Source organism: Paraburkholderia aromaticivorans, assembly GCF_012689525.1.
GTDB lineage: Bacteria > Pseudomonadota > Gammaproteobacteria > Burkholderiales > Burkholderiaceae > Paraburkholderia > Paraburkholderia aromaticivorans_A.
Map to the genome: position 1 here is coordinate 1527743 of NZ_CP051516.1, position 19494 is coordinate 1547236.

Annotated in this window: 16 protein-coding genes; 9 read left to right on the top strand and 7 right to left on the bottom strand. The window is 64.4% G+C overall.

What is annotated here, in order from left to right:
• Positions 1-68: 68 nt before the first annotated feature.
• The 3 genes from hutI to hutG all read left to right on the top strand — a co-directional run bounded on the left by hutI (position 69) and on the right by hutG (position 3614).
• Positions 69-1292, top strand: a complete 1224-nt coding sequence (hutI, locus tag HF916_RS34760) for an imidazolonepropionase (RefSeq protein WP_168793332.1) — start codon at positions 69-71, stop codon at positions 1290-1292.
• A 10-nt stretch (positions 1293-1302) separates the two neighbouring features.
• Positions 1303-2721: a formimidoylglutamate deiminase gene (locus tag HF916_RS34765; RefSeq protein ID WP_168793333.1), complete on the top strand. Its 1419-nt coding sequence runs from the start codon at positions 1303-1305 to the stop codon at positions 2719-2721.
• Between the two features lie 77 nt (positions 2722-2798).
• Entirely contained in the window at positions 2799-3614 is an 816-nt protein-coding gene (gene hutG, locus HF916_RS34770) for an N-formylglutamate deformylase (protein WP_168793334.1), read from the top strand.
• 254 nt (positions 3615-3868) lie between these two features.
• Here hutG and HF916_RS34775 read toward each other — a convergent pair whose 3' ends face one another.
• Positions 3869-4006: a hypothetical protein gene (locus HF916_RS34775; RefSeq protein ID WP_168793335.1), complete on the bottom strand. Its 138-nt coding sequence runs from the start codon at positions 4004-4006 to the stop codon at positions 3869-3871.
• 334 nt (positions 4007-4340) lie between these two features.
• Between HF916_RS34775 and HF916_RS34780 the strand changes: the two genes are divergently transcribed.
• Together HF916_RS34780 and HF916_RS34785 are read left to right on the top strand one after the other, a co-directional pair.
• A complete protein-coding gene (locus tag HF916_RS34780) occupies positions 4341-5006 on the top strand; it encodes a hypothetical protein (protein ID WP_168793336.1) in 666 nt (221 codons plus the stop codon).
• Positions 5007-5346: 340 nt separating this feature from the next.
• Positions 5347-7260, top strand: a complete 1914-nt coding sequence (locus HF916_RS34785) for a DUF3857 domain-containing transglutaminase family protein (protein WP_168795752.1) — start codon at positions 5347-5349, stop codon at positions 7258-7260.
• Between the two features lie 50 nt (positions 7261-7310).
• On the opposite strand, the gene HF916_RS34790 is transcribed toward HF916_RS34785, so the two are convergent.
• The 5 genes from HF916_RS34790 to glgC all read right to left on the bottom strand — a co-directional run bounded on the left by HF916_RS34790 (position 7311) and on the right by glgC (position 13526).
• Positions 7311-8462 (bottom strand): branched-chain amino acid ABC transporter substrate-binding protein, encoded by a 1152-nt coding sequence (locus HF916_RS34790; RefSeq protein ID WP_168793337.1) that lies wholly within the window; start codon positions 8460-8462, stop codon positions 7311-7313.
• Positions 8463-8958: 496 nt separating this feature from the next.
• Positions 8959-9420 (bottom strand): hypothetical protein, encoded by a 462-nt coding sequence (locus HF916_RS34795; RefSeq protein ID WP_168793338.1) that lies wholly within the window; start codon positions 9418-9420, stop codon positions 8959-8961.
• Between the two features lie 160 nt (positions 9421-9580).
• Positions 9581-10447: a pyridoxal kinase PdxY gene (pdxY, locus tag HF916_RS34800; RefSeq protein ID WP_168793339.1), complete on the bottom strand. Its 867-nt coding sequence runs from the start codon at positions 10445-10447 to the stop codon at positions 9581-9583.
• Between the two features lie 292 nt (positions 10448-10739).
• Positions 10740-12200, bottom strand: coding sequence for a glycogen synthase GlgA (gene glgA / locus HF916_RS34805; RefSeq protein WP_168793340.1), 1461 nt, complete (start codon positions 12198-12200; stop codon positions 10740-10742).
• A 63-nt stretch (positions 12201-12263) separates the two neighbouring features.
• Positions 12264-13526 carry a glucose-1-phosphate adenylyltransferase gene (gene glgC / locus HF916_RS34810; protein ID WP_168793341.1) on the bottom strand — a complete coding sequence of 421 codons (1263 nt, stop codon included), beginning with the start codon at positions 13524-13526 and terminating at the stop codon, positions 12264-12266.
• 402 nt (positions 13527-13928) lie between these two features.
• Between glgC and HF916_RS34815 the strand changes: the two genes are divergently transcribed.
• Positions 13929-15071, top strand: coding sequence for an alpha/beta fold hydrolase (locus HF916_RS34815; RefSeq protein ID WP_168793342.1), 1143 nt, complete (start codon positions 13929-13931; stop codon positions 15069-15071).
• An 86-nt stretch (positions 15072-15157) separates the two neighbouring features.
• On the opposite strand, the gene HF916_RS34820 is transcribed toward HF916_RS34815, so the two are convergent.
• Positions 15158-16153, bottom strand: a complete 996-nt coding sequence (locus tag HF916_RS34820; RefSeq protein WP_168793343.1) for an LLM class flavin-dependent oxidoreductase — start codon at positions 16151-16153, stop codon at positions 15158-15160.
• Positions 16154-16471: 318 nt separating this feature from the next.
• Here HF916_RS34820 and HF916_RS34825 point away from each other — a divergent pair, with 318 nt between their 5' ends.
• From HF916_RS34825 to HF916_RS34835, 3 genes are read left to right on the top strand one after another with little or no spacing between them, the layout of a single operon-like run.
• Positions 16472-17551 carry an LLM class flavin-dependent oxidoreductase gene (locus tag HF916_RS34825; protein WP_168793344.1) on the top strand — a complete coding sequence of 360 codons (1080 nt, stop codon included), beginning with the start codon at positions 16472-16474 and terminating at the stop codon, positions 17549-17551.
• Between the two features lie 11 nt (positions 17552-17562).
• Entirely contained in the window at positions 17563-18387 is an 825-nt protein-coding gene (locus HF916_RS34830) for a class II aldolase/adducin family protein (protein ID WP_168793345.1), read from the top strand.
• A 13-nt stretch (positions 18388-18400) separates the two neighbouring features.
• Positions 18401-19462, top strand: coding sequence for an ABC transporter substrate-binding protein (locus HF916_RS34835; RefSeq protein WP_168793346.1), 1062 nt, complete (start codon positions 18401-18403; stop codon positions 19460-19462).
• The last annotated feature ends 32 nt before the right edge of the window (positions 19463-19494 follow it).

Here is a 19494-nt window from a genome sequence, read left to right on the forward strand (position 1 = left end):
GGGCACCGCAGCCACGGCATGCGCACGCGAACCACCACAGACACGCAACAAGCTGCAAAGAGCACGCGATGAAGCAAACCGTCTGGCATCACCTGAAACTTTGCCCGCAGGGCGATCCCCAACACACGCTGCCCGATGCCGCGATCGCCGTTGAAAACGGCACGATCGTGTGGCTCGGCGCGGCTTCCGCATTACCCGCCGAATACGCCGCATGGCCGCGCGAAGATCTGCACGGCGCGTGGGTGACGCCGGGTCTCGTCGATTGCCATACGCATCTCGTGTACGGTGGGCAGCGCGCGGACGAATTCGCGCAGCGCCTCGCGGGTGTCAGCTACGAAGAAATCGCGCGGCAGGGCGGCGGCATCGTGTCCACGGTGCGCGCCACGCGTGCCGCGGACGAAGCCTCGCTATTCCGCCAGTCGGCCGCGCGGCTCGAACCCTTGCTCGCCGAAGGCGTGACCACGGTCGAGATCAAATCCGGCTACGGGCTCGACCTCGCCAGCGAACGCAAGATGCTGCGCGTCGCGCGTCAATTGGGCGAGCGCTATCCCGTGACCGTCTACACGACGTTTCTCGGCGCGCACGCGTTGCCGCCGGAGTTCGCCGGCCGCCCTGACGCGTACATCGACGAAGTCTGCAATACCATGCTGCCCGCGCTCGCCGATGAAGGCCTCGTCGATGCCGTCGACGTGTTCTGCGAACGCATCGGCTTTTCGCTGGAACAAAGCGAGCGCGTTTTCGAGGCGGCCGAGCGTTACAAGCTGCCGGTGAAAATGCATGCCGAGCAATTGTCGAACGGCGGCGGCACGGCACTCGCGGCGCGCCATCATGCGCTGTCAGCCGACCACCTCGAATTTCTCGACGAAGCAGGCGTCGTCGCGATGAAGGAAGCCGGCACGGTGGCCGTGTTGCTGCCGGGCGCTTACTACTTCATCCGCGAGACGCAGTTGCCGCCGTTGGAATTGCTGCGGCGCTATCAGGTGCCGATCGCGATTTCGACCGACAGCAACCCCGGTACATCGCCCGCCACTTCGCTGCTGCTGATGATGAACATGGCCACCACGCTGTTTCGCATGACGGTGCCGGAAGTGCTGCAAGGCGTGACGTCGCACGCGGCGCGCGCGCTCGGCAAGGCGGATCGGCACGGCTCGCTGGAAACGGGACGCGCGGCCGATTTCGCGGTGTGGTCGGTCGACTCGCTGGCTGAGCTGGCCTACTGGATTGGACGTCCGCTGTGTGCGCGAGTCGTGCGCGCGGGCGAGACCGTTTATACGCGGCGTGAATTGAGCTAGGGCCTGAGAGATGACGCAGACGCAGACGCAACCACAGAAGCAACCGAATCAATCGCTGTTCGCCGAGCACGCCTACCTGCCGGACGGCTGGCGCCGTAATGTGCTGCTGGAGTGGGACGCAAACGGCACGCTAACCGCCGTCACGCCCGATACGCCGACGCCGCCTGCCGGCGTGCAGAAAGCCGCAGGTCCGGTATTGCCTGGCATGCCGAATCTTCATTCGCATGCGTTTCAGCGCGCGATGGCCGGTCTCACCGAATATCGCGCATCGGGCGCGGGCGCTACGGATAACTTCTGGAGTTGGCGCGATCTGATGTATCGCTTCGCCGCGCGCATCACGCCCGAAGGTCTGGCGAGCGTCGCGCAATGGCTGTACATCGAAATGCTGAAGGCCGGTTACACGTCGGTGTGCGAGTTCCACTATGTGCATCACACGCCGACCGGCAGCCGCTACACCAACCAGGCGGAACTCGCGCAACGTGTGGTGGATGCGGCATCGGCGAGCGGCATCGGCATGACGATGCTGCCGGTGCTCTATCAGTACAGCGGCTTCGGTTCGCGCGCGCCGCGCGAGGACCAGCAGCGTTTCATCAACACGCCTGAGAGTCTGCTCGATCTGCTCGGCACGTTGCGCGCGGCGCGCCCCGAAACTGCCGCGTTGCGTTACGGCGTGGCGCCGCATTCGCTGCGCGCCGTATCCGCGGATTCATTACGTGCGCTGCTCGGCGGCATCGACAGCACGGCGCCCGTTCATATCCATATCGCCGAGCAGACCGCCGAAGTCGATGCCTGCGTCGAAACCGAAGGCGCGCGTCCGGTGCAATGGCTGCTCGATCGTTTCGATGTCGACAGCCGCTGGTGCCTCGTGCACGCCACGCACGTCGATGCGAACGAAACGCTGGCACTCGCGAAGAGCGGCGCGGTCGCCGGTTTGTGCCTGACCACCGAAGCCAATCTCGGCGACGGCATTTTCCCGGCGCAGGAGTATCTCGACGCGCACGGACGCATTGGCGTGGGCTCGGATAGCCATATCGGCGTCGACTGGCGCGCGGAACTGCGTTTGCTCGAATACGGCCAACGTCTCACGCGCCGGCAGCGCAACGTGCTGGCGGCGGCGCAGGCCACGTATGTCGCCGATCGTCTGTTCGACGCCTCGCTCGAAGGCGGCGCGCGCGCGACGGGCCGCGCGGTCGGCGCGCTGCAAGCGGGTGGCCGCGCCGATTGGCTCGTGCTCGACGCGGATCATTCGAGCATTGCAGAGCATGCGCCGGACGCCTGGCTCTCGGGCGTTGTATTCTGCGAGCATGGTGAAACACCGATTCGCGACGTCTACGCGGGCGGCGACAAGGTCGTCGACAACCGCCGGCATCGCGATGAAGAGGGCGCATACGCGCGCTATCGCGTGGCGCTGGCTGACCTGCTCAAGTGAGCGGCGCGCCAATGTGCCAACGCCCCACGCGTTGACCTGCTCAACCGATCCTTCGATCTCATCGATTCCGGACTGATATGACTGCTTCGAACACTCCGCCGGTTTTCTCGCTGCATCGGGGAAGCCTGCCGTTCCTCATTTCGATTCCGCATCTGGGTACGCAGATCCCGGCCGACATTGCGGCGACGATGACGCCTGTCGCGCAGCGCACCGACGATTGCGACTGGCATCTGGACCGTCTCTATGCGTTTGCAAGGCGCATGGGTGCGTCGATTCTCGCGCCCACCTACGCGCGTTATGTGATCGACCTGAACCGTCCGCCCGACGGCGCGAATCTCTATCCGGGCCAGGACACGACCGGTCTGCTGCCGGTCGACACGTTCGACAAGGAGCCGTTATATCTCGCCGGCCATCTGCCGGACGAGGCCGAAGTCGCGCGCCGTCGCGAGGCATATTGGAAGCCTTACCACGAGGCGCTGCAAAGCGAACTCGCGGCGCTGAAAGCGAAACACGGCAAGGTGCTGCTGTGGGAAGCGCATTCGATCCGCTCGCACGTGCCGCGTTTTTTCGAGGGACGTCTGCCCGATTTCAACTTCGGCACCTCGAACGGCGCGAGCGCGGTGGCGGGATTGGCCGAGGATATGGCCGCTATCGTCGAAGGATATGACGGCGGCTATACGGCGGTCGCCAACGGCCGCTTCAAGGGCGGGTATATCACGCGCGAGTATGGCCAGCCGTCGCAAGGCGTGCATGCTTTGCAACTCGAACTCTCGCAGATCACGTATATGGAAGAGCACATGCCGTATGCGTATGACGAAACCCTGGCCGCGAAAGTCGAGCCTCTGCTGGAAGCGCTTGTCGTGAAAGCATTGGAGCGCGTCAAGGCGGCGTGACACGCCCCTCGTATTCTCTTCTTTTCCACGCGATTCACGGTGCCGCGCAACTTGCGCGGCACCGTGCGCGCGTCGGCTGACACCGCAAAGGTGTAACAGCATGTGTCCGTGATTGCATGCTGCCGTTTTCGCGCAGAACGTATAGAGCGCGTTGAAGAAATCTGCTTGCTCTGCTTCGACTTGATGGCGAAAAAAAGCCCCGCGTTTAGCGAGGCTTTACAACGTGCCGTGCCGGTCAAGGCGTGGCACCACCATTAATGGCAGCGCTTTTCCCAGTGATGATGAACGTGCACCTTATGGCACTCAGGGTGATGATGCTCATTAGCTTGTGCGGGAGCGATGGCGCTCAGGGCTGCAACGGCGGCGGCGATGGCGAGGACGATCTTCTTCATTACAAAATCCTTAAATCAGTGTTGGGGTACTAACGGAGCAGCACGGGGCGTGCCGCGGCCGCCCGCAAGCATGCCACATCGCGCGCATGGAGCGGAGGAACGCTGAGCAAATGCAGGTGTCGATTCACAACGGCGATCGTCGCGATCCGCCACCGGCGGTGGATAGCGGGCAACGGCGCGCAATAGCGCAGTGGCGTGTAATTACGACAGTTCGACGCTCATGCAATGGCATACGGGGATTGCGCGCCATGCGGTGAAGCGTCTACCCTTTCAAAACGATAACGCGCGAGACGCGCGTGATCTCTACATCGGGCAAAAGATGGAAGACCCAGCGATGGAAGATTCCGACGAATTGCTGCTCCCGGTCTGGCGAGCAAACCTGGTGCTGTTGACGCGCGAGGTCGGCGCGGCGACGCGACTCGCGCGCATGATGACCTTCTCCGCGAGCTATCTGAAACTGATGTTGTCCGGACAGCGCGAATTCAGCGAGGAATTCGTGCGCGGCATCGAAGCGGTCACGGGATTGCCGGGCGGCTGGATGAACGTGCCGCACACCGAGCAGGACATCCCGCCCGCCGCGCGTGAAGCGATCGACAACGAACAGCCGCTCGCGCGGTTTCGCGGCACGGCGCATCCGGTGCGAAAGAAGACGGTGCTGCGGCCGCCCGAACCGATTTTCGGCCAGCCGGGACCGGCCAAGCGTGTCGAGGAAGAAATTCTCGACGCGGAAGCGCATCGGCGTCAGGCGCATTTTCGCAAGGTCCGCGACGCGGCGATTCAGGACGTGCGGCGTTTCGAGCGGCATCTGACTCGCGCGCCGGTCGAACTGGCGACGATGCGCGCCAAGGTGGAAGACGTGATCGCCGCCGCCGATCTCGACGACCCGATCCAGGCGGACCTCGCGGGACGGCTGGAGCAGATCGAAAAGCATCGGCATCTGCTGCTCAGGCACGTCGAGCGATTGCAGGCTTTGCTCGGGCAACTCGGCGAGACGGAATGAGGTAGCGAGCCGCGAGCTAGCGCTCGCTTACGCAGGCCGAGAGGAACTCCTGCGGCGGGCGTGAAACTCGGCCTCGAGTGTCCACGTCACGCCACCTGCGCGAGCGCCACGCCGGTCCAACGGAACGAATTCCGCGTGATGTCGGTGAAGTTGCATCGAATCGGCGTGCCGTCGCATCGATCGGCGTCGACGGACCGAGGCCAGAACGCGCAGGCCATCCATGTGCTAAAACCACGATACGGACTCAGCCGAGGTGCATCTTGGGGAAAATTGCCGTCACGCTGCAGCAGGCGCTCGCCCGTTGTCAACAGGATGGCGCGCGGGGCAGGGCGCGGCGCACGTGACGCGGTGCGCGGCGGTTTTTATCAGGCTGGCCTGCGGGTCGGCGCTGGGCGCGTGCCTCGCGCTCAGCGCGTTCGCCGACGACAGCGCGTCTACCGCATCCGGCGACGATCGCGCGCCTTCGACGATCGAGCGCGACGTTCATCTCTTCACGATCCAGAAAGACGGCTCCGTCGAGGAGCACGACGACACCGTCTTGCGCGCCAACACGACGAGCGGCGTCGACGATATCGCGCAACGCTACGTGTGGTTCAACAAGGACATCGAGCAGGTGCAGTTGCTGGCCGCCGAAACGATCGACGTGGACGGCGTCGCGCATCCGGTCGGTCCCGAGGCGATCCGCGACGTGCAGGAGCCGCGCTCGGCAGGCGCGCCGAGTTTCGAAGACGGCGTGTTGCGCACGGTGATCTTCCCGGGCGTGGAACCGGGCTCGCGCGTGCATCTGGCGTTTCGCAAGACGCGCACGAAGCCCTTGCAGGCGGGCACCTTCGCGTACCTCGTCGAGCCGACGCGCGACCCGGTCGAACTGCAGCGGCTGATTTTCGATCTGCCCGCCGACGTGCCGCTCTACGCCGACGCGCGCGGCTACGCCGCCATGCCGCCGGTCACGGCAAACGGCCGTACCCGCTACGAGTTCGACTACCAGCACGGGCCGTATGCGCCGCTCGAAGCGGGCGCGGTCGGCTACGCGAACTGGGGCGATCGCCTGATAGTATCGACGGTGCCGGACTTCGCGAATTTTGCCGCGCGCTATCGTGGCCCCGCAACCGACGCGACGACTAGCGACCCGGCGATTGTCCACCTTGCGCAAGCGCTGACCGCCGGCACCGACGATCCACGCGTGAAGGCGCAACGGCTATACGACTGGATGCGTCTGAATATCCGCTACGTCGCCTTGTTTCTCGGCGAAACGGCGGCGATTCCGCACAGGGCGACCGACATCCTGCGCAACCGTTACGGCGACTGCAAGGACCACGTCGCGCTCTACGGCGCGTTGCTGGCCGCGGTCGGCATCCGTAGCGAGGCGGTGCTGCTCAATCTCGGACCGTACTACAGTTTGCCGGACGTGCCCGGCTACGGCGCGAGCGCGATCAATCACGCGATTGTCTGGATTCCTGAGTTGTCGTTGTACACGGACACGACGGCGGGCGGCACGGCGTTCGGTTATCTGCCGCCGAGCGTGATGGACCGGCCGGTGTTGCTGGTCGGCGAGGGCGTCCTGTCGCGCACGCCGGCCGCGCAGTTGCGCGAACGCAGCGCGCGCGTGCAGATCGACATCGATGAAAGCGGGGCGGCGAATTACGCTTACCGCGCGGAAGACGCGGGTTTCACGGCCGAGATCGAGCGCAATACCTTTCGACGCTCGACGCGGCAACGCACGCAGCAGATCGCCGCGAACCGTCTATTGCAGACGGGTTTGCACGGCACAACACAGTTGCGTACGGCGGATCTCAGCGCCACGAACGGACCGTTTGCCACGTCGATGCAAGGCAAGGTGGCGCACTTCGTCTGGACCGACGGCACCACGGCGGTGCCAGCGTTGACGAGTTTCTCCGGCGGCATGGGCTCGCAGGTGCAGGTGTGGCTCGCGGAGCCTGCGAGGACTCAGCCCTGGACATGCATTGGCGGAGAGTTCGACGAGACCCTGGAAATGACGCTGCCGCGCTTCGTGAGAGTGACGGATTTGCCGTCCGACACAGCGGTGCAAAACCGCTTTCTGACCTTTTCATCCAGCTACGTCTACGATCCGGCCGCGCGGGTCTTGCAGGTCAGGCGGCACCTGCGCGCCGCCTTTGGCCATCAGATGTGTTCCGCGAGTGAGTTCGCCGAAATGCACGACGATCTCGTGCGCATCGAACGGGATCTCGATGCCGAACTAGTGGTCAAGGTCGCCAATTCGAAGAACCCGTAGCGAGGCCGTCGGCACGGACGCAAGCAACTGCATCCGTGCCGGACCCTCGCTTAACTCCCGCTCTTCGTCACGATGGGAACCCACGCTCCATTCTTGACCTGATAAAGCGTCGATGCGCCGCTCTTCAATGCGCCGGTATTGTCGAAGGAAATCTTGCCGGTCACGCCTTCGAAATCGATGGCCTTGAGCGTGGACCGGTAGTCGTTCGGCGAGCTGGACTTGGCCTTCTGCATCGCCTTGATCGCGGCCCACGCGCCGTCATAGCCGAACGGCGCATAGGACAGGATATCCACCCCGAAGCGCTTCTTGAACTTCGCGGAGAAATCCTTGCCGCCCGGCAACTGCGCGAGCGGCCGTCCGTATTCCCAGGCCATCACGCCTTCAGCCGAATCGCCGGCGAGCTTGATGAAATCCTGATCCATCACGCCGCCGCCGCCCACCAGTTGCGCGTTCATACCCAGTTGCTTCATGCGCTTGGCAAAGCCCGCGGCTTGCGTGTCCAGTCCGCCGAAGAAGATCAGATCGGCATTGGTCGATTTGATCTTGGTGATCTGCGTGCTGAAATCGACGGCCTTGTTGTCGGTGTACTCGCGCGTCACGAGGTTGCCGCCGTGCGCTTTCACCGCTTTCTCGAACTCGTCCGCCTCGCCCTGACCGAACGCGGTCCGGTCGTCGATGATCGCGATGCGCTTGGCCTTGGTCACTTCCACGGCATACACGCCCGCGTTGCCGGCGTTCTGCGCGTCGGTGGAAATCACCATGAAGGTGTTCGCGAAGCCGCGTCCGGTGATGATCGGATTGGTGGCGGCCGGGTCGATCACCGGAATGCCGGCCTGCTCGTAGACTTGCGAAGCCGGGATCGTCGTGCCCGAATTGAAGTGGCCCACCACGGCCGACACGCCCGCGTCGACCAGCTTCTGCGCGGCTTGCACGCCGATGCGCGGGTCGGCCTGGTCGTCTTCGGAGACGATCTGGAACTGGGCCACCTTGTCGCCGATCTTGATCTTTTGCGCGTTGGCTTCCTCCAGGGCGAGCCGGACGCCGTTCTCCAGATCCTTGCCGTAGCCGGCGTTGGCGCCGGTCAGCGGCGCGGCAAAGCCGACCTTCACCGGCAGGTCGTCGGCGAAGCTGGCCGGCGGCGCGATGGCGAAGATGGCGCCAACGAACAGGGCAAGCGGTTTCAGCGTGTAGCGAAGACTCATGGTCTCTCCTTCCATCGACAGTTTCAGGTTGTGAAAGCGGCAAGGCAGTAACGCTGGATCGACGCGCACGCATGAACTTCGCATGGCGCGCATCGAGAGACTACGGATGATCGGTCGCTTTGAACAATGCGGGAATGTGCGCAGTTGCGTTCAAGCGGCGGTCAATGTGGCGCGAATATAGAAAGCCAATTTGCCACCGTCTTGGCAGTTCGAGGCGCTTTGAATGAGCATTTCGGCATAACCGCCGCAGCGCGTTCGCCGGCGGCGTCCCGGCGTGGGCGCCCGGGTGCGGATTGCGGCATATGCTTAAGAGACCGGCGCGAAGGCGCCGGGCGTGTGGGGGTGGCGTTGTAGCGGGACGAGACCCGCTGGCCGTGCGACTGCGGCGCCGAGGCGTGAGCGAATGCGCGGGCCGCGTGACTGCGGCGCTGTAGCGGATTGATTCCGCCCACAACGCCTCGAAGTAAAAGCTCGTTGCGGCGTTAATCCCAGCCGCTCAATGCTCGCCTTGCTGGCGCAACAACTCTTCGCGCAGACGCAGAAGCGGCGCCTTGGTGTCGTCGTCGGCCCAGGTGTCGAGATCGTCGAGGGCGCGCTGGCAGCCGTCGAGCACGAGGTCGAGGTCCACCGGCACGCCGTTGTTCAGCGCGAACTCGATGGTCTCGGCGAACTTCTGGCATTCGTCCTCGCCGTACGAGATGTCGAGGTTGTCGGCGATCACTTCGGCGATATTGCTGCGCGCCTTGTCGTCCGGCGTCACCATGTCGACGATGCCGCGCGCCACGGCCGGCGAATAGTAGAGCGCGATGTCGAGCCACTGCGCGGGATCGAAGTCGGCCTGGTCGAACTGGCTCTCGAAGAACTCGATCGCTTCCTGTTCATGCACTTCGTCGGAATCGACGCTGATGCACAACTGCTCAAAATATTCTTCCCGCTCGCTGCGGATATAACCGTCCATCGATGCCTCGTCTACTGAATGCCGGATGCCTAAAATATGCAATGCGGGCGGGCAGGTGCCTTGTCCACGCGGCACGCATTATAAGACGGGCGGCTGACAACTGAGAGACGCGGCGCGAATGGGCCGCCACGCGGCGCACATTACGGATTGCTTGCGCTAACTACGCCGTATCCGCCACCCACGCATCGAACCACTCGCGCGGCTGCGCGATTTCATTCTGTGCGGCCACCAGTTCGAGCTCATAGCGCCCAGCCTGCCAGGTTGTCTTGACCACCGCATTCACGGCGGCCAGCGTGTGCTCGAAGGCCGCGCGGATCGAATCGCCGAGCAGCGTACGCGCGACGAACACCGCGCTCGTCAGATCGCCCACGCCCACTGGTTGCCGCGCGAACGGATAGAGCGGGCGTTGTCCCATCCACGATTCGCGTTCGGTGACGACCAGCATGTTGAAGCGGTCGGCGGGACTGTTGCGGTCGAGCAAATGCTTGACCAGCACCAGCTTTGGCCCGCGTGCGATGAGTTCGCGGCATGCCGTCACGGCTTCTTCGAGCGTTTCGATCTCGCGTCCCACCAGACGCTGCAGTTCGGTGTGGTTCGGCGCCATGGCGTCGGCCATCTCGGGCATGGTGCGCACGAGAAACTCCTGGATGCCCGGCTCGACCTTGCAGCCGCTCGCCGCGCCCATCACCGGGTCGCAAAAGTACCAGGCGCGCGGATTGGCGGCCTTCACGGCCTTGACGATCTCCAGCACCGACTGCGCCTGTTCGGGTGTGCCCAGATAGCCGGATAGCACGGCGTCGCAGCGCGGCAGCATGCCGATCGCGCCGATGCCGTCGACCAGGTCTTCCAATTGCGAGCCGTCGATCGCGCTGCCGGTCCAATGGCCGTATTGCGTGTGGTTCGAGAACTGCACGGTATTGAGCGGCCAGACGTTGACGCCGAGCCGACGCATCGGAAACACCGCCGCGCTGTTGCCGGCGTGACCGAAGACGACATGTGACTGGATGCTCAGAACGCTTTTCGTCATGGTGTGGCCCGCGCAAACGGGACTGCGCGATCAATGAAAACGGGAAGGGTGCACCGCGGCGGCGATCCGGCGAGCACCGGACGCCTCATGCGGCAGGACTGCTTCAGATGGTGCGGGAAATCGGCACGCGCTGCATCGTCAGGAAACAATACATGAGTTTGCCGCGCGCGAGTCGATCCGTCCCCGAGTTGTTGCGCCGAACCATCAGACGCGGGCGCGGTGGAGGGCGGCTGCGAAGCCACCCCGGCTCGTAAAATGCTGCGCGGCCTGCTTGCCCAACAGCCGTTCGAGTTCAGGCGAGCTCGCGGTACAACGCCAGATAACGCTCCGCCGAGGCGCCCCAGCCGAAGTCCTGGCGCATCGCTCGCCGCTGGGTCGCTTTCCATTCGGTGCGGCGCCCGTAGAGTGCGAAGGCGCGGCGGATGGCGGCGCCGATACCCTTCGGTTCGAATCGTTCGAACATGAAACCGGTGGCGAGGTCGTCGGCGAGATTTTCGAGCGACGCGTCCACCACGGTGTCCGCGAGACCGCCCACGCAATGCACGAGCGGCAGCGATGCATACGCCAGCGCATACAGTTGCGTGAGACCGCATGGCTCGAAACGCGAGGGCACCGCAATCACGTCGCTGCCCGCGACGATCGTATGCGCGAGCGTTTCATCGAATCCCAGTTCCACCGCCACGGACTCGGGATGCGTATGCGCGACGCGTTTCAAACCATTCTCCAGCGCCGGGTCGCCAGTGCCGAAGACGATCAGCTGTCCACCGTGTTTGATGATTTCCGGCACCGCTTCGAGCAGCAGGTCAAGGCCTTTCTGTTCGGTTAGCCGGCTCACCACGCCGAACAGCAGCGCATCGCTTTTCTGCGCGAGGCCGAAGCGTTTTTGCAGCGCTTCCTTGCACGCAAGCTTGCCGGCGAGCCGCGTCGCGCTGTAGTGGTTCTTGAGCAGCGCGTCGGTGGCGGGACACCAGACCGTGTAGTCGACGCCGTTCAGAATGCCGCTCAGATCGTGCGCGCGATGGCGCAGCAAACCGTCGAGGCCGCCGCCCTGGGCGAGCGTCTGGATTTCGCGTGCATAGGTCGGGCTGACGGTGGTGATGCGGTCGCTGTAGTAGAGCCCCGCCTTGAGAAACGACATTTGCCCATAGAACTCGACGCCGTGCACGCTGAAAAAATCGTCCGGCAGGCCGAGCTGACCGAACTGATGCGCGGGAAACACGCCTTGATACGCGAGGTTGTGCACCGTGAAGACGCTGCGCGCGAAGCGCCGCCCATGCTGGCGCTCGGCCGCCTTTAGATAGGCCGGCGCGAGCCCCGCATGCCAGTCGTGCGCGTGAATGATCTGCGGTGACCACGCCGGGTCCAGTTGCTGGGCGAGTTGCGCGGCGACCCAGCCGAGCAGCGCGAAACGCTGCGCGTTGTCGCCGTACGGCACGTGCTCGTCGTTCAGATAGGGATTGCCGGGCCGGTCGTACAGCGTGGCCGCGCGGATCACATAGACAACCAGGCCGTTCGACGCCAGCGTGCCCCGCTCGAGCGAGACGCCCGGCGCGTCGAAGCGGCGGCCCAGTTGCGCGACCGGCGTCAGGTCGGTCAGGCCGGCGATTACCGCCGGAAAGCCCGGCAGCAGCACCCGCACATCGGCGCCGCGCTCGATCAGCGCGGGCGGCAACGCGCCCGCGACGTCGGCGAGACCGCCCGTTTTGAGGAGGGGATACAGCTCGCTTGCGACGTGCAGGGCGCGAATCGTCATAGGCTCCGTCTCTGTCCTGTTAGTTCGGTTTGGGCGCGGCTGAGCCGGTGGCAGCCGGCCTGACTAGATCTTCTGCCGCAGCGCCTCCGGCGTGACCAGCACGACGCCGTCGTCGGTACGGTAGAAGCGCTCGGCGTCGCTCACCGGATCTTCGCCGATCACCGTGCCGTCCGGTATCGCGCAGCCGCGGTCTATCACCACTTTCTGCAGCCGGCAGCTCGCGCCGACGGTGACCTGCGGCAACAAGACTGCCTCACTGATGTTACAGAACGAACTCACTTTCACATTCGACGAGAGCACCGAGCGCGAAATCTGCGAGCCCGAGATCACGCAGCCCCCGCACACGATCAGATTGTTGCCCGAGCCTTGCAGCCCTTTCAGGTCGCGCACGAACTTGGCCGGCGGCAACTGTTCCTGGTACGTCCAGATCGGCCAGTTGCGATCGTAGAGATCGAGCGTCGGGATGGTGGAGGCGAGGTCGAGATTGGCGGCCCAGTAGGCGTCGATCGTGCCGACGTCGCGCCAGTACGGCTCCACGTTCGGATCCGACGACACGCACGACATGCTGAACGGATGCGCGATCGCCGTGCCTTGCGTGACGACGCGCGGCAGGATGTCCTTGCCGAAGTCGTGATCGGTGTCGATGGTGGAGATGTTCTCTTCGAGCAACGAATACAGGTAATCCGCGCTGAACACGTAGATGCCCATGCTGGCCAGCGCCGTATCCGGGCGGCCCGGAATGCAGGGCGGATCGGCAGGCTTTTCCAGGAAGTCGGTCACGCGGCGGTTTTCATCGACGTGCATCACGCCGAAGGCCACCGCCTCCATACGCGGCACCTCGATACAGCCGACCGTGCAGTCCGCGCCGCTCTCCGCGTGGTCGGCGATCATGCGCGTGTAGTCCATCTTGTAGATGTGGTCGCCCGCCAGCACCACCACGTATTTCGGCCGGATCGAGCGGATGATGTCGAGGTTCTGGAACACCGCGTCCGCGGTGCCGCGATACCAGTGCGCGCCTTCCACGCGCTGTTGCGCGGGCCACAAGTCGATGAATTCGCCCATCTCGCCGCGCAGGAAACTCCAGCCGCGCTGCAGATGGCGCAACAGCGAGTGCGCCTTGTATTGCGTGACGACCGCGATGCGGCGGATGCCGGAATTCAGACAGTTGGACAGCGCGAAATCGATGATCCGGTATTTGCCGCCGAAGTGCACCGCCGGCTTGACGCGTTTGTTGGTAAGCGGCCCGAGCCGCGTGCCCCGTCCGCCCGCAAGGACGATGGCGAGGGTGGTGCGTTGCAGATCGTTCAGCCGTGCCGGAGTGTCCATGTCTGTCTCCTGATTAGTATGCCCCGGATGGGTGGGTCGCTTGCTCTCCACTGATGAATCGTGCTGCGAGGCGGCTCCGTCTTCGCGGGCCCGTCTGCTAGTTCTAGCACTGATTTGCCGCGGGTGAGTAGTCTGAATTGTGCGGATGCCGCTCGTGCGCCCACCTTGCGCACGATCAACCCTTGCCCTGCGGCGATCCGTGCGCCACGACACATAGAGCGCGAGGTGAGGCTCCGCAATATGTGTGCCACTCCCGTCGTGCCGCGGTTGGCCTGCGCCGGCGGGAGCAGAGTCGGGCGGCGCGTCGTAGAATCGTGCGCTTCCGGCCGGAGGTTCGGGCGTTGGTCTCGCCGTGCGTTTGCCGCGCATGCCTCCCGTGTTTTCCCTTTAGAAAAAACTTCGATGAGTTCTCGCCGCCTGTCCTTGCTCGCCACGTTGAGCGTTTGCGCGCTAGCCGCCACCCCCGCGCCCGCCGTTTTCGCGGCTTCAGCCGCCACGCCGGCGAGCGTCGGCGCGCCCGCCAGCGTCGACGCGCGGAGTCCGGCTAGCCTGCCTAGCCCAGCCGCTTCCGCCGCCACGAGCGTCGCGGGCGATACCGGTCCGGCTTACGGACCCGAGTTGCAGGGTTTCAATTACCCGGCGCCGGTCGACCAGTACGACTTCACCTCGCAAGGGGTGGCGCTGCATATGGCGTACATGGATATCAAACCGGCGAAGGCGAACGGCCGCACGGCGGTGCTGCTGCACGGCAAGAACTTTTGTGCGGCGACGTGGGACGCGACCATTCATCGTCTGAGCGACGCCGGTTATCGCGTGATCGCGCCGGACCAAATCGGCTTTTGCAAGTCGAGCAAGCCTGAGCACTATCAGTACAGTTTTCAACAGCTCGCGCGCAATACGCATGCGTTGCTGGAATCGCTCGGCGTGACGGACGCGACGGTGATCGGCCATTCGACCGGCGGCATGCTGGCGATCCGCTACGCGCTGATGTATCCGCGCGAGACGCAGCAACTGGTGCTGGTCAATCCGATCGGTCTGGAGGACTTGAAGGCAAAGGGCGTGCCCTCGCTGTCCGTTGATCAGTGGTATGAACGCGAGCTGAAGACGACCGCCGAAGGCATTCGCCGCTACGAGCAGGCCACCTACTACGCGGGACAATGGCGCGCGAACTACGAACCGTGGGTGCAGATGCTGGCGGGCATGTATCGCGGTCCGGGCAAGCAGATCGTCGCGTGGAATTCCGCGCTGCTGTACGACATGATCTACACGCAGCCCGTGGTGTACGAACTGGGGCAATTGAATATGCCGACGCTGTTGCTGATCGGCCAGAAGGACACCACGGCGATCGGCAAGGACGCCGCGCCTCCCGAAGTGCGCGCGAAAATCGGCCATTACCCGGAACTCGGCAAGGCCGCCGCGAAGGCGATCCCGCATGCGACGCTCGTCGAATTCGCGGAACTGGGGCATGCGCCGCAGATGCAGGATCCGCAGGCGTTTCATAAGGCGTTGCTGGACGGTCTCGCGGCGGTGCCGGCGAACCGTTGAATCGATGGCCGGCTGAGTTGCGCCGATCGACAAAAAAGGGCAGCCACGGGCTGCCCTTTTTACATTCGTCGACGGAATTACCTGTCTTATTTGCCGTCCGACAACTCCTCACGCACTTGCGCGCCGATCTCGAACGAGCGCAGCCGCGCCTTGTGATCGTAGATTTGCGCGGTGAGCATCAACTCATCCGCACCGGTTTGATCGATGACCGACTTCAAGCCTTCGCGCACCGTATCGCGATCGCCCAGCACCGTGCAGGCGAGCGAGTGCGCCACGCCATTCAATTCCATCTCCGACGCCTCGAGCCGTTCGACCGGTGGCTGCAACTGACCCGGCGTGCCACGCCGCAGATTGATGAACTGCTGCTGCAACGAGGTGAAAAGACGCTGCGCTTCTTCATTCGTATCCGCAGCGAACAGATTCACGCCCACCATCGCATGCGGTTTATCGAGCGCGGCCGACGGACGGAATTGCGAGCGATACACCTGCAACGCCGTGAGCATGTAATCCGGCGCGAAATGCGAAGCGAAGGCGAACGGCAGACCGAGCGCCGCCGCGAGTTGCGCGCTGAAGAGCGACGAGCCGAGCAGCCACAGCGGCACGTTCAGCCCCGCGCCCGGCACCGCGCGAATGCGCTGGCCCGGCACGGGGTCGGCGAAATAACGCTGCAATTCGACGACGTCGTCGGGAAACGAGTCCGCGCTGTTCTGCAGGTCGCGGCGCAACGCGCGCGCGGTGCTCTGATCGGTGCCGGGCGCGCGGCCGAGGCCCAGGTCGATGCGGTCGGGATATAGCGACGCGAGCGTGCCGAACTGTTCAGCGATGACGAGCGGCGCATGGTTCGGCAGCATGATGCCGCCCGAGCCGACGCGGATCGTTTTCGTGCCGCCCGCGACATAGCCGATCACCACCGAGGTCGCCGCGCTGGCAATGCCCGTCATATTGTGATGTTCCGCGAGCCAGAAGCGGCGGTAGTTCCAGTTTTCCGCGTGCTGGGCGAGGTCGAGCGTATTCCTGAACGCGTCTGCCGGCGTGGCGCCCGCGGTGACAGGCGAGAGGTCGAGGACCGAGAAGGGGATCATTGTCTGTTCACTTGTTGTTTCCGGCGCTTGCGCGCGATGGGGCATTCTCGCAAAGGTTGTGCTTTTCTGCTGACGGTGCCGCGATGTCCACGTTCGCGAAAGGGGGTTTGCTCGCGCAGGGCGTAGAAAAGCCAAAACGCTGAAAAACGCTGAGACAGAAACGCTAAGCGTTACATGCAAATCCGATATAGATATGGCCGATCAATATTTAACAAGCGCATGTCGCGCTGCTACCTTAAACCCCTCGCACGAAAGCCATGCATCCAGCCAGCCACGTCACCGCCCCGCCGGGCAGAAACCATTCAGGGAGACACGAACGTGTCCATCGAATTCATCGGCATGATCCAAACCCGCAAGGTGTCCGAAACCCACGCGGCGCTAGGTCCCGTCATCGACATCGACTACGTCGAACAGTTTGCGCGCGCGCATGAAGCCGCGGGATTCGACCGCGTCCTCGTGCCGCATCATGCCACCAGCCCCGATGCGCTGCTGACCGTCGCGCACGCGGCGAGCGTGACCAGCAAGGTGCACTTCATGCTCGCGCATCGACCGGGCTTTGTTGCGCCGACGCTCGCCGCGCGTCAACTGGCGACGCTCGATCACTACTCGGGCGGCCGCCTCGCGGTGCACATCATTTCCGGTGGCGACGACACCGATCAGCGCCGCGATGGCGACTTCCTCTCGCACGACGAACGCTACGCGCGCACCGACGAATATCTGCACATCCTGCGGCGCATCTGGACCGAAACCAAACCCTTTGATCACAACGGCCAGTACTATCGCTTCGAACAGGGCTTCTCCGAAGTGAAGCCGGTGCAGCAGCCGCATATTCCGGTGTACTTCGGCGGCGCGTCGGCGCCCGCGCTCGAAATCGCCGGCCGTCACGCGGATGTCTACGCGCTGTGGGGCGAGTCGAAGGCGCAAGTGCGCGAGCAGGTCGCCCGCGTGCGCGCGGAAGCCGCGAAACACGGTCGCAGCGTGCGCTTCTCAGTGTCGTTCCGGCCGATTCTCGCCGCCACGGAAGCGGCGGCGTGGGAGCGCGCGGAACACATCCTCGAAGAAACGAAGCGGCTGCGCGCAGCGCAAGGAGTCGGCGTGGGCGGCCCGGCGCAAAGCGAAGGCGCGCGGCGGTTGCTCGCGGCATCGGGCGAATCGGATCGCGTTGACGAACGTTTGTGGACTGGCGTCGCGAAGGAAATCGGCGGACGCTCAAATTCGACCGCGTTGGTCGGCACACCGGAACAGGTGGCCGAAACGCTCGCTGAATATCACGCGCTCGGCGTGTCGACGTTCCTCGTGCGCGGCTTCGACCCGTTGGAAGACGCCATCGATTATGGTCGTGAACTGATTCCCGCCACCCGCGAACGCATCGCGCGCGGCGAGCGCGTGGCGGCGTGAACGGAGGTGCGATGACCGATCTTTCTCTCACTACATTCGCGAAGGAACCTCCGGCGATCCAGCGTCACGCGCCGCAACGCAAATTCTGGTTCGACGACGTTCCGCCGCGCGAGAGCATTGCAGCGGAACGCCGTTACCGGCAGGAGCGGCTCGCCGTGGCGTTTCGTCTGTTCGCGCGCTACGGTTTCGATCAGGGGCTTGCCGGCCACATCACCGCGCGCGATCCGGAATGGCCCGATCACTTCTGGGTGAATCCGTTCGGCAAGCATTTCAGCCGCATCCGCGTGTCCGATCTGTTGCTGGTGAATGCCGAGGGAGAGATCGTGGTCGGCGAGGGGCCGGTCAATCAGGCGGCGTTCGCGATTCATGCGGCGATTCACGAAGCGCGCCCCGACGTGATCGCGGCGGCGCACACGCATTCGCTGTACGGCAAGGCATGGTCGACGCTCGGCCGCACGCTCGATCCGCTCACCCAGGACTCCTGCGCGTTCTATCAGGATCACGCGTTGTTCGACGATTTTCGCGGCGTCGTGCTCGATACCGATGAAGGCGCGCGCATCGCCGCCGCGCTTGGCGAGCGCCGCGCGGTGATCCTGAAGAATCACGGCATTCTCACGGCCGGTCCGAGCGTGGAAGCGGCGGCGTGGTGGTACATCGCGCTCGACAACGCATGCCACGCACAACTGCTCGCTGAAGCCGCCGGCACGCCGCAAGCGATTCCGCACGACATCGCCACGCTCACGCATGAGCAGGTCGGCCGCGCGGGCGGCGCGCTGTTCGCGTTCCAGAGCCTGCTGGAAGGGCTGGTCGAAGCCGAGCCCGACGTCCTCACCTGAACGCGCCCACACGATGACTCAACGTTCGAATTCGCCGGTTTTGCACCGGCGCCGCCGGCTCGTGGCTGCGCTGTCCACCGCGTTGCCGGCTGCGGCATGGCTCGGCGCCGGCAGCGGCCTGATCGCCCGCTCCGCCGTTGCTGGCACGCCCACGCCCAACGCCGCAACCGATCCGCGCCTCGACCTGAGCAAAGTCCGCTTGCGCGTCGCCACTTACAAAGGCGGCGACGCCACGCTGCTGAAAAGCGCGGGCCTGACCGATACGCCTTACACAATCGACTGGTCAGAATTTCAATCAGGCAACGCGATGGTCGAGGCGATGAACGGCGGCTCGCTCGATATTGCCTCGGGCAGCGAGATTCCACCGATCTTCGCGCGCCTGCAGAACGCGCAGGTTCGCGTGATCGCCGTCTACAAGGACGACGTCAATAACCAGGTCGTGCTGGTGCCCAAAGGCTCGACGATCCGCTCGATCGCCGATCTGAAGGGCAAGCGCGTGGGCTATCTGCGCGCGACCACCACGCACTACTACCTGCTGCGCATGCTCGAGGAAGCGGGGCTCTCGTTCAACGACATCCAGGCGACCTCGCTCGCGCCACGCGACGGCTTCGCTGCCTTTAACGCCGGCTCGCTCGATGCCTGGGCGATCTACGGCTACAACGTGCCGCTCGCCGTCTCGCAGGCCGGCGCGCGCGTGCTGAAAAACGCCAACGGCTATCTGTCCGGCAATTACCTGTACTACGGTCATCCGGCGACGCTCGCCGATCCGCTGCGGCGTGCCGCATCCGCGGATCTGCTGGTGCGCCTGCAACGCGCGTGCACATGGTTCGCGCAGCATCAGGACGCGTACGCGAAGGTGCTGTCCGCCGAGTTGCGCGTGCCGGAGGAGGCGATCCTCTCGCTCTATCGCAACCAGAGCCAGGCGCGCCGCGTCACCGGCATCACGGCGGCGGATATCGCGAGCGAGCAGCAGGTGGCCGATACCTTCGCGCGTGCCGCCGTGATCGAGCGGCGTGTCGATGTCGCACCGTTGTGGACCGACACCTTCAACGCCGCACTCGCCCGCGGTGCGTGAACGCGGCATCCAAATCTATCTTCTGACCTATC

Bases quoted from the DNA above. Each gene is read 5' to 3' on its own strand.
- HF916_RS34780 (WP_168793336.1), top strand. From the start codon at position 4,341: ATGGAAGATTCCGACGAATTGCTGCTCCCGGTCTGGCGAGCAAACCTG.
- HF916_RS34765 (WP_168793333.1), top strand. From the start codon at position 1,303: ATGACGCAGACGCAGACGCAACCACAGAAGCAACCGAATCAATCGCTG.
- HF916_RS34830 (WP_168793345.1), top strand. From the start codon at position 17,563: ATGACCGATCTTTCTCTCACTACATTCGCGAAGGAACCTCCGGCGATC.
- hutG (WP_168793334.1), top strand. From the start codon at position 2,799: ATGACTGCTTCGAACACTCCGCCGGTTTTCTCGCTGCATCGGGGAAGC.
- HF916_RS34815 (WP_168793342.1), top strand. From the start codon at position 13,929: ATGAGTTCTCGCCGCCTGTCCTTGCTCGCCACGTTGAGCGTTTGCGCG.
- glgA (WP_168793340.1), bottom strand. From the start codon at position 12,200: ATGACGATTCGCGCCCTGCACGTCGCAAGCGAGCTGTATCCCCTCCTC.
- HF916_RS34835 (WP_168793346.1), top strand. From the start codon at position 18,401: ATGACTCAACGTTCGAATTCGCCGGTTTTGCACCGGCGCCGCCGGCTC.
- hutI (WP_168793332.1), top strand. From the start codon at position 69: ATGAAGCAAACCGTCTGGCATCACCTGAAACTTTGCCCGCAGGGCGAT.
- HF916_RS34775 (WP_168793335.1), bottom strand. From the start codon at position 4,006: ATGAAGAAGATCGTCCTCGCCATCGCCGCCGCCGTTGCAGCCCTGAGC.
- pdxY (WP_168793339.1), bottom strand. From the start codon at position 10,447: ATGACGAAAAGCGTTCTGAGCATCCAGTCACATGTCGTCTTCGGTCAC.
- HF916_RS34790 (WP_168793337.1), bottom strand. From the start codon at position 8,462: ATGAGTCTTCGCTACACGCTGAAACCGCTTGCCCTGTTCGTTGGCGCC.
- HF916_RS34820 (WP_168793343.1), bottom strand. From the start codon at position 16,153: ATGATCCCCTTCTCGGTCCTCGACCTCTCGCCTGTCACCGCGGGCGCC.
- HF916_RS34795 (WP_168793338.1), bottom strand. From the start codon at position 9,420: ATGGACGGTTATATCCGCAGCGAGCGGGAAGAATATTTTGAGCAGTTG.
- glgC (WP_168793341.1), bottom strand. From the start codon at position 13,526: ATGGACACTCCGGCACGGCTGAACGATCTGCAACGCACCACCCTCGCC.